This window comes from Heliomarina baculiformis (assembly GCF_019966545.1).
GTDB lineage: Bacteria > Pseudomonadota > Alphaproteobacteria > Rhodobacterales > Rhodobacteraceae > Heliomarina > Heliomarina baculiformis.
Map to the genome: position 1 here is coordinate 167522 of NZ_JAIMIC010000003.1, position 16044 is coordinate 183565.

Sequence of the window (16044 nt, forward strand, 5' to 3'; positions counted from 1 at the left end):
ACAAAGTCAAAACGGCCTTTTCTGCTTTTTCCCCCGCGCGAACGCCTCAGGGCCGGCATTTTCACCAACGCTGGCTCTCAGCGGTCGCCCGTGACGGGCCTTGGGTCGCAAACCGGTTGCCTTTTGGCCTCAATTTTGAGAGATGATCCCGCTTCAAACGCCAGCATCCGTCGCCTTGAAGCTACGGGCAAACGGACAGGGCAAAACGGGAGTCCGATGCCGAAATGAGTAAAGACGCCAGATCAGCTTCCCGCCTCTCCGTCGCCCCCATGATGGATTGGAGCAACGCTTCGTAGGTCATTGATCTTAATTGGAGAATCCGCCTCTCAGAGTCAAGTAGCAACAAAATAGCAGCAACATGTGGCCGTCGTTGGCGGTTCTCGTTGATCGAGAAGTGCCGAGAATCACGTCGGGCGCGGGACGTGACCGAGTGACATGGTTCTCGGTTTGGTCGATGCCCGATCTGGCCAAGCTCCATTGCATAGAGCAAGTGTAGCGACATCCATGCAGACACAGGACACCCGGCCCGATCGCTTCGGCCGGTTCCAGAATGCCTTGCGTGCTACCAACTGCGACCTGCAGCACCTGCGCATTTACGCGCAAACGAATGTCGGCCCGCTGAACCGTATCGCCTTAGTCGTGGTTCACGGGGGCGGAGAGGACCGCGACCGTCGCCGCCGGGTCCGCGCCGAGGCAAACGATCTCCTGCAGCGCCTCGGCTATACGGTCGAGCTCGAGCCCAAGCGGAACGTCTACGACGTGGCGCCGCGCCGCCCCGTCATCGAAGCCTACGGCTGAGGCGAAGCCAAAGGACATTCGCCGGCGCACACGGAAGCACCATCCGTGCGGGCCCAAAATCCAAATCGTAGTTGAAGGGTAGGAGGAGCGCCGTGACGAGGTGGCCGAGGAATGCGCATCATTGGCGGCCTCAGCCGGGACCAGCTATAATCCATATGGCTTCCGGTCATTTTGAGTTTTCCATCGCCTCACGGTTGCGTGATGCCATGCAGAGCTGCCAATATGCATCCAAGATGCTGATTCATGGAGCGCTTGCTTCAACAGTTCCAAGACGGTGCATCGGCCGGGTCGATCTGGCTTTCGCATCGCGGTAAGTATCGCAGGGGCATAATGATAGATAGCAGCAACAATCCGCCAGATGGCCCTCAAATCCTTAACAAGCGGCAAGAACTATTCAGGTTCTTCGTGCTCGCATTTGGCATATGGCCGATTGTAGCCGTGGGCGTTGTCGGCGGTTATGGCTTTCTTGTCTGGATGTATCAGATCATCGCCGGCCCACCGGGTCCCCTCGGGCATTGATCCTGAATGCCAGCCCAAGCCAGCATATCCCGCCGCCAACTTCTGAAAGGGTCTCCTCGACCGGCTGAATTCGGGCCGAGGCCGCCAGGTGTGACCGTGGCGTCGCTTGGTGAATGCACGCGCTGCGGGGATTGTGTTTCGGCTTGCCCGGAGGGGATTCTCGGCCTTGCCGATGAAGGTGTGATCCTCTTGCCGGACCGGGGTGAATGCACTTTCTGCGGATCTTGTGCCGAGGTTTGCGAGGCATCGGTCTTTGAGACTGATGTTCGCATGTCTCACAGCTTCGCGATTTCGAACGATTGCCTCGTGCTGGCCGGTATCACCTGCATGTCCTGCCGGGACGCCTGTCCGGAGGTGGCCATTTCTATGCAACCGCGGATCGGTGGGCCTTTCCTGCCGGTCCTACACCAATCGGCCTGCACGGGCTGTGGCGCTTGCGTCGCACCGTGCCCAGCCGATGCCATTCATGCCGTGAGAAAGGAGCCCGCCGATGCCTGAGCGCTGGCACGTCTCGTCCGCTGTTGTGAGCGTGAGTGACACGCATCGCGATGCCGTTGCAGACTGTCTCATGAGCTTGGAAGGGGTGGAAATCCATGGTGGCGATGCGACCCGGCTGATCATCACGATCGAGGGTGGCAGCACCGGTCAGCTTGGGGACCGACTGACCGAGATCAACCTCATGCCCGGCGTGCTCGTGGCGAACATGGTTTTCGAACACGCAGAAGAACCCGACGAAACGGAGGAGCCAATATGCCACCCGACCTGAACCGACGTCAGCTTCTGAAGGCACAGGCGGCTGCGCTCGCCGCATCTGCCGCAGGGATTCCACACGAGTCGCTTGCGCAGCCGGTTCCGGGCGGTGTCGAAGCCCTGAATATCAAGTGGTCCAAGGCGCCTTGCCGGTTCTGCGGCACCGGCTGTGGCGTGATGGTCGGCGTGAAGGAGGGCAAGGTCGTCGCCACCCACGGCGACATGCAGCACGAGGTCAACCGCGGGCTCAACTGCGTGAAGGGCTATTTCCTGTCCAAGATCATGTACGGCCAGGACAGGCTGACCACGCCGCTGATGCGCAAGACGAACGGGGTGTTCGACAAGAACGGCGACTTCGAACCCGTCAGCTGGGACGAGGCGTTCGACGTCATGGCCGCCCGGGTCAAGAAGGTTCTGGCCGAGAAGGGGCCCGAGGGCATCGGCATGTTCGGCTCGGGCCAGTGGACGGTGATGGAAGGCTACGCCGCGACCAAGCTGATGCGGGCGGGGTTCCGGTCGAACAACCTCGATCCGAACGCGCGGCACTGCATGGCCTCGGCCGCGACCGCCTTCATGCGGACCTTCGGCATCGACGAGCCGATGGGCTGCTACGACGATTTCGAACATGCCGACGCCTTCGTGCTCTGGGGCTCCAACATGGCCGAGATGCACCCGATCCTCTGGACGCGGCTCGCCGACCGGCGGCTCGGCTCGCCCGGGGTGAAATGCGCGGTGCTGTCGACCTTCACGCACCGCTCGATGGACCTGGCCGACATTCCGATGGTCTTCAAGCCGGGCACCGACCTCGCGATCCTCAACTACATCGCGAACCACATCATCCAGACCGGCCGCGTGAACGAGGAATTCGTCGGCAAGCACACCACCTTCAAGAAGGGCGCGACCGACATCGGCTACGGCCTGCGCCCCGAGCACGAGCTCGAGATGGCCGCGACGGGCGCCGGCAATCCGGGGCTGATGGAGGACAGCGATTTCGAGGCGTTCAAGGAGCACGTCTCGACCTACACGCTGGACTACGTGAGCGAGCTGTCGGGGGTGGAGCCCGGCTTTCTCGAGGAACTGGCCGAGCTTTACGCCGATCCGGACACCAAGGTCATGTCGCTCTGGACGATGGGGTTCAACCAGCATGTCCGGGGCGTCTGGGCGAACCAGATGGTCTACAACATCCACCTTCTGACCGGAAAGATCTCGGAGCCCGGCAATTCGCCCTTCTCGCTGACCGGCCAGCCCTCGGCCTGCGGCACGGCGCGCGAGGTCGGGACCTTCGCGCACCGGCTGCCGGCGGACATGGTGGTGACCAACCCCGAGCATGTCGCGCATACCGAGGAGCTCTGGAAGCTGCCGCACGGGCTGCTGAACACCAAGCCGGGGTTCCACGCCGTGCTGCAGGACCGGATGCTGAAGGACGGTGTGCTGAACTTTTACTGGGTGCAGGTGAACAACAACCTGCAAGCGGCACCCAACTCGCAGAACGAGACTTACCAGGGCTACCGGAACCCCGACAACATGATCGTGGTCTCCGACGCCTATCCGACAGTCACGGCCATGGCCGCCGACATCATCCTGCCTGCCGCCATGTGGGTCGAGAAGGAAGGCGTTTATGGCAATGCTGAACGCCGGACACATGCTTGGCATCAGCTGGTCGATGCGCCGGGTGAGGCGCGGTCGGACCTCTGGCAACTGGTCGAATTCTCGAAACGTTTCACGACGGACGAGATCTGGCCGGCCGAAATCCTCAACGCGCATCCTGAATACCGGGGGAAAACGCTCTACGATGTTTGCTTCGCCAATGGGCAGGTCGATGCCTTCTCCTTGGGTGAGGTGCGCGACGACTACGAAAACCAGGAGGCGAAGGATTTCCGGTTCTACCTCCAGAAGGGCCTCTTCGAGGAATACGCCGCCTTCGGGCGCGGTCACGGTCATGATCTGGCGCCCTACGACACCTACCAAAGCGACGAGGTGCGCGGGCTGCGCTGGCCGGTCGTTGATGGGGAAGAGACCAAGTGGCGCTTCAAGGAAGGCTATGATCCATATGTGACGCCAGGCAGCGGTTGGGAGTTCTACGGAAAGCCCGACGGCCGGGCCGTCATCATCGCGGTCCCTTACGAGCCGCCGGCGGAAAGTCCGGACGACGAGTTCGACATGTGGCTGGTGACGGGCCGGGTTCTGGAACACTGGCATTCCGGGTCGATGACAATGCGCGTGCCGGAACTCTACAAGGCGTTCCCGGGAGCCAAGGTCTTCATGAACGCGATCGACGCCAGAGAACGCGGGCTGAATCAGGGGATGGAAGTGCGGGTGATCTCGCGCCGGGGAGAGATACGCAGCCGAATTGAGACGCGCGGTCGCAACCGGATGCCGCCTGGCGTGATCTTCGTGCCGTGGTTCGACGCCAGCCAGCTGATCAACAAGGTGACGCTGGATGCGACTGACCCGATATCGAAACAGACGGACTTCAAGAAATGCGCTGTGCGCGTGGAGAAGGTCTGATGAGACAACTTCGCCTTCCCGCCATCTTCGGTGCCTGCCTGACAGCAACCTTTGTTCTGGCTCAGAACGTGCCGGAGCTTTCCGGACCGTCCCCCAACCCGATGGAACCTGTGCCAGCCGCCCCGCTGGAACGCTATGTGACGGACGACGTGCGCCAGATGCGGGCCTATCCAGAACAGCCACCGGTGATCCCGCATTCGATCGAGGGTTACCAGCTGTCGGTCAATGCGAACCGCTGCATGTCCTGCCACAAACGCGAACATTCACTCGGGTCCGGGGCCCCGATGATCTCGATCACGCATTATATGACGCGCGACGCTCAGATGCTCGCCGACGTGTCCCCTCGTCGGTATTTCTGCACCCAGTGCCATGTGCCGCAGGCCGATACGTCGGCGCTGATCGGCAATACCTTCACGGACATGTCCGAAATGGGTGCGTCCGGCGCGGGGAGCGAGTGACATGCGCTGGATACTTGCCCCTTTCCGCTGGTTCTGGGACGTCCTTTGGACCCCTGCCGGAACGCTCGGGCTCGGGTTCCTGACCCTGGGAGGGTTCGTCGGCGGGGTGGTCTTCTGGGGCGGTTTCAACACTGCGCTCGAATACACCAACACCGAGGACTTTTGCGTCTCCTGCCACGAAATGCGCGACAACGTCTTCGAAGAGCTGTCACACACCGTCCATTTCTCCAACCGATCCGGGGTGAGGGCAGGGTGTCCCGACTGCCACGTGCCGCATGAATGGACCGACAAGATCGCCCGCAAGATGCAGGCGTCGAAAGAGGTCTGGGGCAAGATCTTCCGGACCATAGACACCCGCCAGAAGTTCCTTGAGCATCGATTGGTCATGGCGAAGCGCGAATGGTCGCGGCTGAAGGCCAACGACAGCCTTGAATGCCGGAACTGCCATTCCGAAGTGGCCATGGACCTCAGCCGCCAATCGCCGCGCGCGGCGGAGATCCACACAGAATACCTGCTGTCGGGTCAGCGAACCTGCATCGACTGTCACAAGGGTATTGCGCACGAGCTACCGGACATGACCGGCGTCGAACCGGGCTGGTCCGTGCCAAAGGAACTTCAGGGCGAGACACAGCCGGGTCTGTCACCGGCGGAGGAAATCCAGAGTTTTCTTCTGGAACGGCAGATCGGCGACTGACGCCTCGCGAGTTTGCTGAAGCGCAAAGACAGCAGCCGCAGGGAAGCGCATATCTATCAGCGTTCTTCGCGATTGATGCGAAGTTAGGAGCGGCCGACGTGCCAGTGTAATTGAAAAAAAGGGCATGACGTCATGCTGAACAATATCGGATTGCCGGGTCTGGCGATCATCCTCGTCGTCGTGATTGTGCTGTTCGGGCGCGGCAAGATTTCCTCGATCATGGGCGAGGTGGGACAGGGATTGACCGCCTTACGTCGCGGTATCAGGCAGGAGCCGGAGACAGACGAGACCACAGCCGCCTGAACCGCGGGCAAAAGAAAGACAGAAAGAGAGTGCGGGGCCGGAGGCCCCGCTTTTCGTTTCACAGCCCCCCTAATTCGCCGAGAACGTTGCTCAATCGCAAACTCCGCACCCGGCCCCGCCTTTAAGCAACGTCCAATGAAGTTTGGGCTGATGTGAGGCAGAGAGAAGATGCGAAGCGCGATGCGCCAGATTGCTTGGGCGTTGGCTCTCCTGTTGGGCTCTGCTGTTCAGGCCTTGGCGGCGCCTATCGTGGATCAATTCCTTGAGGTTGTAGAGCCTCAGGACTTCGTGCCTGGAGCCGAGGCCTTCGGTGTTCCACGCGATGACGGGCTCGTGCCGACGCTGAAGGGGAGCGACACGATCGGCTGGGTCTTCCTGACCTCTGATTTCGTGCCCACGACCGGGTATTCGGGCAAACCGATCCACATACTCGTTGGCCTCTCGCCGGAGGCGCATCTGACCGGCGCGAAGCTGATCAAGCATTCGGAGCCGATCGTTCTGGTCGGCATTCCCGAAAGCGAGATCCGGGCGGTCATCGACCATTATACCGGGTTCGATCTGCGCTCCGTGGCCGGTCCGCGGGATACCGGTGACCTGGAAATCGTCTCGGGGGCCACGGTCACGATCATGGTGATCGACGACTCGATCCTGCGGGCCGGGGTCAAGGCTGCCCGCGCATTGGGGCTGGAGGGTTTCGCTGCCCCTTCCGCATCCGGACCGGGAAAAGAGATCGCCCCCGATGCCGGTCAGGTCACCGACTGGGAAACGCTGGCCGGCAATGGTGCCATTCGCCGCCTCATGCTGGACGTCGGAACGATCAATGCGGATTTCGCCGCGCTCGGCGATCTGCGGACGGAGAAAAACGCGGAAACAGCGGCACCCGATGAGGCCTATGTCGATGTCTGGACCGCGTTGGTCAGCCATCCAGCCATTGGGCGGTCGCTGCTGGGCGAGGCGGGCTGGGACAATCTGGCCGCACGGTTGGAGCCAGGGGATCACGCCATCGCAGTATTCGGTGCCGGAGAATGGTCCTTCAAGGGCTCGGGTTATGTGCGCGGCGGCATTTTCGACCGTTTCCAGCTGATCCAGGGTGAGATGTCCTATCGGTTTCGCGATCGCGGGCATCAGCGCATCGGACAGATCGCGGCCGAGGGCGCCCCGGAATTCGGAGAGATGGACCTGTTCATCGTCCCCGCAGCGTCTGGGTTCGATCCGGCCAGGCCCTTCCGGCTACAGTTCCTCGTCAGCCGTGCCGTCGGTCCGATCGAGAAGGTCTTCCTGACCTATGATCTGGGCTACGAGTTGCCGTCCCCATATGTGCGCGAGGTTCCTTCTGAACCCGTCGCACAGGCGGAACCGGCAGCTGTCGACACGGACGCCCGCGACGCGCTCTGGCAACGGATATGGGACACCAAGCGACTACAGGTGATCGTTCTTGCCACCGCGCTGGCGCTCCTGTCGGGCATCTTCTTCTTCCAGGCCTTCGCGACCCGGAACGCGCGAACCTTTGCGATCCTGCGCAACGCCTACCTCGTGTTCACGCTCGTCTTTGTCGGCTGGATTGCCAATGCGCAGCTCTCGGTCGTGAACATTCTCGCGGTGGTGAACGCTCTTTTCAGTGACTTCCAGTGGAACACCTTCCTGATGGACCCGCTGATCTTCATCCTTTGGTTCGCCGTGGCGGCAGCCCTGCTGTTCTGGGGGCGTGGGGCCTACTGTGGCTGGCTGTGCCCGTTCGGCGCGCTTCAGGAGCTGTCGAACAAGATCGCGCGCCGGTTCCGGGTGCCGCAGGTGACGTTGCCCTGGGGCCTGCACGAGCGGCTCTGGGCGGTCAAATACATCATCTTTCTCGGACTCTTCGGCCTGTCGCTCTATTCGCTCGAACTGGCCGAGCGGTTCGCCGAAGTTGAGCCATTCAAGACCGCGATCATCCTGAAGTTCGCGCGGCCTCTGCCCTACGTGCTGATCGCATTGGCCTTCCTGCTGCCGGGGCTTTTCATCGAGCGGTTCTATTGCCGCTATGTCTGCCCCCTCGGCGGCGGTCTCGCCATCCCCGCGCGGCTGCACATGTTCCGCTGGCTCAAACGCTACAAGGAATGCGGCAACCCGTGCCAGCTCTGCGCGACGGACTGCCCGGTCGATGCGATCCACCCGACAGGCGAGATCAACCCGAACGAGTGCATCTCCTGCCTGAATTGCCAGGTGCTCTACCAGGATCACGCGCGCTGTCCGGTCGTCATCAAGACCGACAAGCGGCGCGCCAAGGACGCGGCATCGGCGGCTGCGCTCGCCGCCCATGCCGAACGACCGAACCTCGGTCATCCCAACCAACTTTCCAGTGCCAAATGAAGGAGGAAAGACAATGAGCGAAGAAACCAAGGGTGTGTCCCGCAGAGGGCTGTTCAAGGGAACCGCCGGTGTCGCGGCGCTCGCGACCGTTGCCGGGACAAGTGGGCTGGGCCTGCTTGGCTCGACCCGCAGGGCAGCGGCCGCGACGGCCTCGACCGAGGTCGCACCGGGCGAGCTGGACAGCTACTACGGCTTCTGGTCCTCGGGCCAGTCGGGCGAGGTGCGCATCATCGGCGTGCCGTCCATGCGTGAACTGATGCGCATCCCGGTGTTCAACCGCTGCTCGGCCACCGGCTGGGGGTCCACGAACGAAAGCCTGAAGATCCTGACCGAGGGGCTGCTGCCCGGGACGAAGGAGTTCCTCGCCAAGCGGGGGCGCGTCACCTACGACAACGGCGACCTGCACCACCCGCACATGTCCTTCACCGAGGGCACCTATGACGGGCGCTTCCTGTTCGTCAACGACAAGGCCAACACCCGCGTCGCGCGCATCCGCTGCGACATCATGAAGACCGACAAGATCATCGAGATCCCGAACACGTCGGACATCCATGGTCTGCGGCCGCAGAAGTACCCGCGCACCGGCTACGTTTTCGCCAATGGTGAACACCGCGTCCCGCTGCCGAACGACGGCATCGTGCTGGACGAACCCGAGAAATACGTCTCGATCTTCACCGCCATCGACGGCGACACCATGGAGATCGCCTGGCAGGTGATCGTCAACGGCAACCTCGACAATTGCGATGCGGATTACGACGGGCTCTATGCCTTCTCGACCTGCTACAACTCCGAGAACGGGGTGACGCTGGCGGACATGACCGCGAACGAGCAGGACTGGGTGGTCATCTTCGACATAAAGGCGATCGAGGCGGGCATCGCGGCCGGGGATTACACCGAATACAACGGCGTGAAGGTCCTCGACGGGCGGGAAGCCGGGAAATACACCCAGTATATCCCCGTCTCGAACAGCCCGCACGGCTGCAACATGGCCCCCGACAAGCGCCACCTGTGCATCAACGGCAAGCTGTCGCCCACGGTAACCGTGATCGACGTGACCAGGCTGCCCGAGGTCTTCGGCGGGGCGGAACCGCGCTCGGCCGTGGTGGCGGAGCCGCAACTGGGCCTCGGCCCGCTTCACACCGCCTATGACGGCAAGGGCAACGCGTTCACGACGCTCTTCCTCGACAGCCAGATGGTGAAGTGGAACATCGAGGACGCCATCAAGGCCTTCAACGGCGAAGACGTGGACCCGATCATCGAGAAGATCGACGTGCATTACCAGCCGGGCCACAACCACACCACGATGGGCGAGACGCTTGAGGCGGATGGCCAGTTCCTGATCTCGCTGAACAAGTTCTCGAAGGACCGTTTCCTGAACGTGGGTCCGCTGAAACCCGAGAACGACCAGGTGATCGACATCTCGGGCGAGAAGATGGCGCTTGTCCACGATGGCCCGACCTTCGCCGAGCCGCATGACTGCATCCTCGTGCGGGCCGACAAGGTGAACCCGGTGTCGATCTATGACCGTGGTGACAGCCTGTGGGAAGAGGCGCGGCTTCAGGCCGAGAAGGACGGCGTGGAACTGGAATACGGTGCCGATGTCATCCGTGACGGCAACAAGGTGCGGGTGTACATGCACTCGGTCGCGCCGGCGTTCAGCCTCGATCAGTTCGAGGTGACGCAGGGTGACGAGGTGACGGTCTACGTCACCAACATGGACGAGGTCGACGACCTGACCCATGGCTTCACCCTGGGCAATCACGGCATCGCCTTCGAGGTCGGTCCGCAGGCCACCGCATCGGTGACCTTCACCGCCGATCGTCCGGGCGTGCACTGGTATTACTGCCAGTGGTTCTGCCACGCGCTCCACATGGAGATGCGCGGCCGCATGCTCGTGAAACCGGTCGCGTAAGGGGAGGGGACCGGATCATGCGCTCTCTGGTTTTCGTGCTGGCCCTTTGCCTCGCTCCGCTTGCGTCCCTTGCGGAGACGGTCGAGGTGCGGCCGGGACCGGGGGCGCTGGTGCGGGCCCTCGCGACCGCCCGGCCCGGCGATACATTGGTGCTTGGGGAAGGCACTTATGCCGGGCCGGTGAGTATCAAGACACCTGTCACGCTGACGGGACCTCTTGCCCGGATCGAAGGTCCGGGCGAGGGCTCCGTCATCACGGTCGACACCGGCGGCGTGACGATCACCGCCCTCACCATTTCGGGCGCGGGTGCCCGCCTCAGCGATCTCGACAGCGGTATTCGCCTGACGAAGGCGGCCCGGGGCACGATCATCGACGGTGTGACGCTGGAGGGGAACCTGATCGGGGTCGACGTCCATGGGGCCCGTGACGTCACCATCCGGAACAGCCGGATCGAGGGGCGAAACGACCTGCGTGTCGCGGAACGCGGGCCGGGCATCTACGTCTGGAACGCACCGGGTCTGACGGTCGAGGACAACCGGATCTCGAAAGGCCGGGACGGCGTGTTCATCACGACGTCAAATGACGCGGTCTACCGGCGCAACCGCTTCAGCGATCTGCGGTTCGCGTTCCACTCCATGTACGCCAACCGGATCGAGGTCACGGACAATGTCAGCCGCGGCAACGACATGGGCTTTGCCTTCATGTATTCGACGCGGCTGATCGTCGAACGGAACCTGTCGGACGGCGACGCCGACCACGGCTTTTTCATGAACTTCGCCAACCGGGCCGAGATGCGCCGGAACGAGGTGCGCGACGGCGGCGAGAAATGCCTGTTCATCTACAATTCCAACCACAACCGCATCGAGGGCAACCGCTTCGAAGGCTGCGGGATCGGTGTCCACTTTACCGCAGGCAGCCAGGGCAATGTGCTGGCCGGAAACGCCTTCATCGGCAACAGGACGCAGGTGAAATACGTCGGCACCACCTGGATGGAATGGTCGGCCGACGGCATCGGCAACCACTGGTCCGATCACGTCGCCTTCGACGTGAACGGCGATGGCATCGCCGACAGTCCCTATCGGCCCAATGACAGCATCGACCGGCTTGTCTGGTCGCAGCCGGCGGCACGGCTGCTGATGGGGGCGCCGGCCATGCAACTCATCCGCTGGTCGCAATCACGGTTTCCGGGGCTCTTGCCCGGAGGCGTGACCGACACCCATCCGCTGACGTCGCCGACCGGAACCGGACTGCCGCAAGGAGATCCCTCATGACCGAAACCCTCGCCATCAAAGCTCTCTGTCTGTCTTTCGGCGGGCAGAAGGTGCTCGACGATGTCTCGCTGTCCGTCCAGCCCGGCGAACGGTTGGCCCTGCTCGGCCACAACGGGGCTGGCAAGTCGACGTTGTTCAAGACGGTCCTCGGCTTCCTGCGACCCTGCTCCGGAACCGTTGCCGTTGCAGGGCACGCGCCGGGCTCCGACCCGGCCAGGGAGGCCGTGAACTACCTGCCCGAGGTCGTCTCGTTCCAGCGGAACCTGTCGGGCCGCGAGGTGCTGAGCTATTTTTCGGGCCTGCGGGGAACACCGAAAGCCGAGGTTTCGGACCTGCTGGCGCGTGTCGGCCTTCTGGAGGCCGCCGATCGGGCGGTCGGGGCCTATTCCAAGGGGATGCGGCAGCGTCTCGGGCTGGCGCAGGCCCTGATCGGCACTCCGAGGCTTCTTCTGCTCGACGAACCGACCAGCGGTCTCGACCCGGTGTCACGGCACGAGTTCTACGAGGTGATCGCCGATGCGGCGGCCCGGGGATCTGCCGTGCTCCTCTCGTCGCACGGGCTGGAGGAAGTGCAGGACAAGACGGACCGCATCGCGATCCTCGCCCGCGGACGGCTGACGGCAGAGGGCACACTGGCCGAGCTGGCCCACAGGGCGGGTTTGCCGACCACGATCCGCATATCGGCCAGGCCGGGGGCGGCAGACGCGCTGCATGGCGAATTCGGCGGGCGGCGGATCAACGGATGCAGGCTGGACCTCGATTGCGCACAGGGCGCGAAGGTGGATCTGCTCGCGCGCCTCGGGCGGCACCATGACAAGCTTCGGGACATTGACATCGCGCCTCCCGGTCTCACAGACATCTACCGGCATTTTTCCCGAACGGGCCCGACGGAGAACCAGACATGAGCACGCGCATCGGCACCGTTTTCGGACAGGAGTTGCGGCAGGCGCGCCGCAATCTCTGGGTCATTCTGGCGACCGCAGTGCTTGGTCTGTTCGCCTTGGCGCTGGCGCTCTTCGGGGCCGGGCAGGGAAGTGGCCTGAAGGTTGACGTCCTGACCCTGACGGCGGTCAGCCTCGCCACCCTCTCGGTCTACCTGATCCCGCTGATCGCCTTGCTCATGTCCTATGACTCGATTTCCGGTGAGGTCGAACGGGGGTCCCTTGCCCTGACATTTGCCACACCGGTCCGTCGGTGGGAGGTCTTCGTCGGGAAGTTCCTGGCCCAGACGGTTGCGGTCTGCGTGGCCATCCTGATCGCCTTCGGCACGGTCGGATGTGTCATCGCCCTGCTTTCCGAGACCGGTCAGGACGGTATCTTCGCCTGGCTCCGCCTGATGCTTACCGCAGGCGGGCTCGGGGCGATCTTCGTGGGGATCGGGCTGATGGTGTCGGCGCTGACCTGTCGCACCGCGCGGGCTGCTGCGGCCGCTGTGGGGGTCTGGCTGCTGCTGGTCGTCCTTTATGACGTCGCGCTTCTGGGGGCCATCATGGCGGCAGGTGAGGGCATCTTCGCCACCCACGTCTTCCCATGGCTTGTCATCGCGAACCCCGCCGATGCGTTCCGCCTCTACAACCTCGCCATGATCGACGCCGCGCCCGTCGCGGGGATCGACGGTCTGGCCCAAACCCTTCCCTTCCCGCCGGTGGCCGCGCTGGCTGCCCTCGGGATTTGGCTGGTGGCAACCATCGCCATCGGCTCAGCCCGCACCAGGAGGATTGTCCCATGAAGAAAGTCGTGGTCGCCCTTGCCCTGTCTCTCGCCTTGACCGCCTGCAAGGAAGATGTGGCGAGCGTCGTTGTCCCCGTCGAGATGACGGACGATGCGCTCGGCCATTATTGCCAGATGTTCGTCGCGGATCATCCCGGCCCCAAGGCGCAGGTCCATCTGAAAGGTCGGGCCGAGCCGCTCTGGTTCAGCCAGGTGTCCGATGCCGTCGCCTACATGAATGACCCGGAGCGGGAGATGGAGATCACCGCGGTCTTCGTCTCCGACATGAGCCATGCGGAAAGCTGGAGCATGCCGGGCATCGCCAACTGGCAGGCCGCCGAAACCGCCTTTCTTGTCATCGAGAGCGATCAGCTCGGCGGAATGGGGGTGCCTGAAGCTCTCCCCTTCAGCCGCCGGGAGGACGCGACCGCCTTCGTGGCGGACCGGGGTGGACGCCTCGTCCAATGGGGCGATGTGCCGGAGAGTTATGTGCGTCCCGCGGAAATCGGGATGAGCGGGCATGCCGGCGACCGGGAGCTGATGCAATGACCCGGTTCTCGAGACGTCGTTTCATTGCCATGTCGGCCGCGACCCTTGCGGCTGGCCGTGCATCCGCTGCGGGCAGAGAGGTCGCCTACTGGCGGGGACAAGCGCTTGGCGCGCGCGCCGAGATCGCCCTTTGCGGCATTTCGCAGGCCGAGGCGGCTTCCCTATTCGACGGCCTTGAATTGGAGCTTTCGCGTATCGAGAGCCTCTTCTCGCTCTACCGGACGGACAGCGCCCTGGCTCAGCTGAACCGGGATCAGATCCTGCGTAACCCCGATCCCGCCATGCTGCATCTCCTGTCCCAGGCCCGGGCGGTCTTCACGGCGACAGAGGGCGCCTTCGATCCGACGGTCCAGCCGCTGTTCGACCTGCATGCTCGTGCATTTGCAGAAGGTCGCCGTGTCGGGGCGGACGAAGTGCAGCAGGTGCGTCGCCGGGTCGGATTCCAACATGTGTCGCTATCCCCGCAGGCTATCAGGTTTCAAAGGGGCGGTATGGCTCTGACCCTGAACGGGATCGCACAGGGCTATGCCACGGATCGTCTTGCCTCTCTTCTGAAGAGTGCCGGCCTTCGGGACATCCTGGTAAACGCAGGAGAAATCCGGGTCCTTGGGGACGGGCAGGGGCAGGGGTGGCGTGTATCGATCCCCGGCGGCCGGGCCGTCACCTTGAAAGACCACGCAATCGCCACTTCGGATGCTTCGTGCACCTTGGTCGATCCCGCCGCGGGTATCGGACACATCTTTGACCCCAGGCGTGACGCGCAGCTCACTACCGGGGCGGTCTCGATATGTCATGATAGTGCGGCGATTGCGGATGCCGCATCGACCGCCGCCGTTCTCATGTCGCCAACGGAACGCGACCTGCTTCGGCCGTTAGGGGCGAAAATCGTCGGTATGGTTGGTATTCGGTCCTGAAGTTTGTGTTCCCGCAACGTTCGGAAACACCAAGGCCGGTAGCGTCTTCTCAAACAGCATTCATACCTGAAAGGAGATTGAAAATGCTGACGAGAAGAGCCGCATTGATGGGCGCCGCCGGCATTGCCGCGCTGCCCGTTCTCGCCAAGGCCGCCAAGGCCGAAGAGATCATGGACACGTCGATGGCCCCCCCCGCAGATTTGTCGAGCCTGAAGCGCATTAAGCGCAAGCTCGTGCGTCCTCCAATGGTGCACGAGCATGAGCAGGAGGCCCCGGCCGAACCGCGCATCGTCGAATTCGAAATGCAGATCGTGGAGAAGGAGATCGAGGTCGATGACGGGGCCTACCTTCAGGCCATGACCTTCAACGGGTCCGTTCCCGGCCCCATGATGGTTGTCCACGAAGGCGACTATGTCGAACTGACGCTGTTCAATTCGCCCGAGAACATGATGCAGCACAACATCGACTTCCACTCGGCGACCGGTGCGCTTGGGGGCGGGTCCCTAACGCTGGTGAACCCCGGCGAAAAGACCACGTTGCGGTTCAAGGCGACGCGTCCGGGGACCTTCGTCTATCACTGCGCCCCGGGTGGCCCCATGATCCCCTGGCACGTCGTGAGCGGCATGTCCGGCTGCATCATGGTCCTGCCACGTGGTGGTCTGACCGACCACAAGGGCGATCCGGTGCGCTATGACCGCGTGTTCTATATCGGAGAAAACGACTTCTATATCCCGAAGGACGAAAACGGCGACTACAAGCGGTTCGAGGACGTGGCCGAAAGCTATCCCGACACGCTCGAAGTGATGAATGGCCTGATCCCGAGCCACGTCGTCTTCAACGGCAAGGTCGGCTCCCTGACCGGCGACAACGCGCTGCATGCGGCGCAGGGCGAAAAGGTCCTGTTCGTGCACAGCCAAGCCAACCGGGATACCCGGCCCCACCTGATCGGTGGCCATGGGGACCTCGTCTGGGAACGCGGCAAGTTCAACAACACGCCGCAGCGTGACCTCGAAACGTGGTTCATTGCGGGCGGGTCCGCCGGCGCGGCTCTCTACGAGTTCCTTCAGCCGGGCGTCTACGCCTACGTGAACCACAACCTGATCGAGGCTGTGAACCTCGGCGCGACGGCCCACGTGGTGGTCGAGGGTAACTGGAACAACGACCTGATGGAGCAGGTTCAGGCGCCTGTCGAGTATAACGCCGCCTATGAAGGGAAGACTGCGCTGCCATAAGGCGCGGCTGTTCCAAGGCGGAGGGTGACTGGGGCGGCCGGATTATCCGGGCGCCCCTCTCTTGGTCATGAGGTCCC

Annotated in this window: 16 protein-coding genes; all 16 read left to right on the forward strand. The window is 63.0% G+C overall.

The window, feature by feature from the left end; translation table 11 throughout:
* Positions 1-504: 504 nt before the first annotated feature.
* The 16 genes from MF268_RS07870 to nirK all read left to right on the forward strand — a co-directional run bounded on the left by MF268_RS07870 (position 505) and on the right by nirK (position 15967).
* Complete coding sequence (locus MF268_RS07870) at positions 505-798, forward strand: hypothetical protein (protein ID WP_238370354.1); 294 nt, start codon at positions 505-507, stop codon at positions 796-798.
* A gap of 330 nt (positions 799-1128) precedes the next feature.
* Positions 1129-1317: a periplasmic nitrate reductase, NapE protein gene (gene napE, locus MF268_RS07875; protein ID WP_238370695.1), complete on the forward strand. Its 189-nt coding sequence runs from the start codon at positions 1129-1131 to the stop codon at positions 1315-1317.
* Between the two features lie 6 nt (positions 1318-1323).
* Positions 1324-1815, forward strand: coding sequence for a ferredoxin-type protein NapF (locus tag MF268_RS25460; protein ID WP_420485421.1), 492 nt, complete (start codon positions 1324-1326; stop codon positions 1813-1815).
* Positions 1808-2083, forward strand: coding sequence for a chaperone NapD (locus MF268_RS07880; protein WP_238370355.1), 276 nt, complete (start codon positions 1808-1810; stop codon positions 2081-2083). Before MF268_RS25460 ends, MF268_RS07880 begins: the two co-directional genes overlap by 8 nt.
* Positions 2068-4575 (forward strand): periplasmic nitrate reductase subunit alpha, encoded by a 2508-nt coding sequence (gene napA, locus MF268_RS07885; RefSeq protein ID WP_238370356.1) that lies wholly within the window; start codon positions 2068-2070, stop codon positions 4573-4575. The genes MF268_RS07880 and napA overlap by 16 nt, the downstream gene beginning before the upstream one ends.
* Entirely contained in the window at positions 4575-5033 is a 459-nt protein-coding gene (locus MF268_RS07890; protein ID WP_238370357.1) for a nitrate reductase cytochrome c-type subunit, read from the forward strand. Before napA ends, MF268_RS07890 begins: the two co-directional genes overlap by 1 nt.
* Position 5034: 1 nt before the next feature.
* A complete protein-coding gene (locus MF268_RS07895; RefSeq protein ID WP_238370358.1) occupies positions 5035-5727 on the forward strand; it encodes a NapC/NirT family cytochrome c in 693 nt (230 codons plus the stop codon).
* 132 nt (positions 5728-5859) lie between these two features.
* Positions 5860-6030, forward strand: a complete 171-nt coding sequence (locus tag MF268_RS07900) for a twin-arginine translocase TatA/TatE family subunit (protein ID WP_238370359.1) — start codon at positions 5860-5862, stop codon at positions 6028-6030.
* A 168-nt stretch (positions 6031-6198) separates the two neighbouring features.
* A complete protein-coding gene (locus tag MF268_RS07905) occupies positions 6199-8379 on the forward strand; it encodes a NosR/NirI family protein (RefSeq protein WP_238370360.1) in 2181 nt (726 codons plus the stop codon).
* A gap of 13 nt (positions 8380-8392) precedes the next feature.
* Positions 8393-10291, forward strand: coding sequence for a TAT-dependent nitrous-oxide reductase (gene nosZ, locus MF268_RS07910; RefSeq protein WP_238370696.1), 1899 nt, complete (start codon positions 8393-8395; stop codon positions 10289-10291).
* A 17-nt stretch (positions 10292-10308) separates the two neighbouring features.
* Positions 10309-11562: a nitrous oxide reductase family maturation protein NosD gene (locus tag MF268_RS07915; protein ID WP_238370361.1), complete on the forward strand. Its 1254-nt coding sequence runs from the start codon at positions 10309-10311 to the stop codon at positions 11560-11562.
* Positions 11559-12467, forward strand: coding sequence for an ABC transporter ATP-binding protein (locus MF268_RS07920; protein WP_238370362.1), 909 nt, complete (start codon positions 11559-11561; stop codon positions 12465-12467). Before MF268_RS07915 ends, MF268_RS07920 begins: the two co-directional genes overlap by 4 nt.
* Positions 12464-13291 (forward strand): ABC transporter permease subunit, encoded by an 828-nt coding sequence (locus MF268_RS07925; protein WP_028288192.1) that lies wholly within the window; start codon positions 12464-12466, stop codon positions 13289-13291. Before MF268_RS07920 ends, MF268_RS07925 begins: the two co-directional genes overlap by 4 nt.
* Entirely contained in the window at positions 13288-13821 is a 534-nt protein-coding gene (locus tag MF268_RS07930) for a nitrous oxide reductase accessory protein NosL (RefSeq protein ID WP_238370363.1), read from the forward strand. Before MF268_RS07925 ends, MF268_RS07930 begins: the two co-directional genes overlap by 4 nt.
* Positions 13818-14735, forward strand: a complete 918-nt coding sequence (locus MF268_RS07935; protein ID WP_238370364.1) for an FAD:protein FMN transferase — start codon at positions 13818-13820, stop codon at positions 14733-14735. Before MF268_RS07930 ends, MF268_RS07935 begins: the two co-directional genes overlap by 4 nt.
* 83 nt (positions 14736-14818) lie before the next feature.
* On the forward strand, positions 14819-15967 hold the full coding sequence (gene nirK, locus MF268_RS07940) for a copper-containing nitrite reductase (protein ID WP_138862303.1): 1149 nt from the start codon (positions 14819-14821) through the stop codon (positions 15965-15967).
* Positions 15968-16044: the final 77 nt, after the last annotated feature.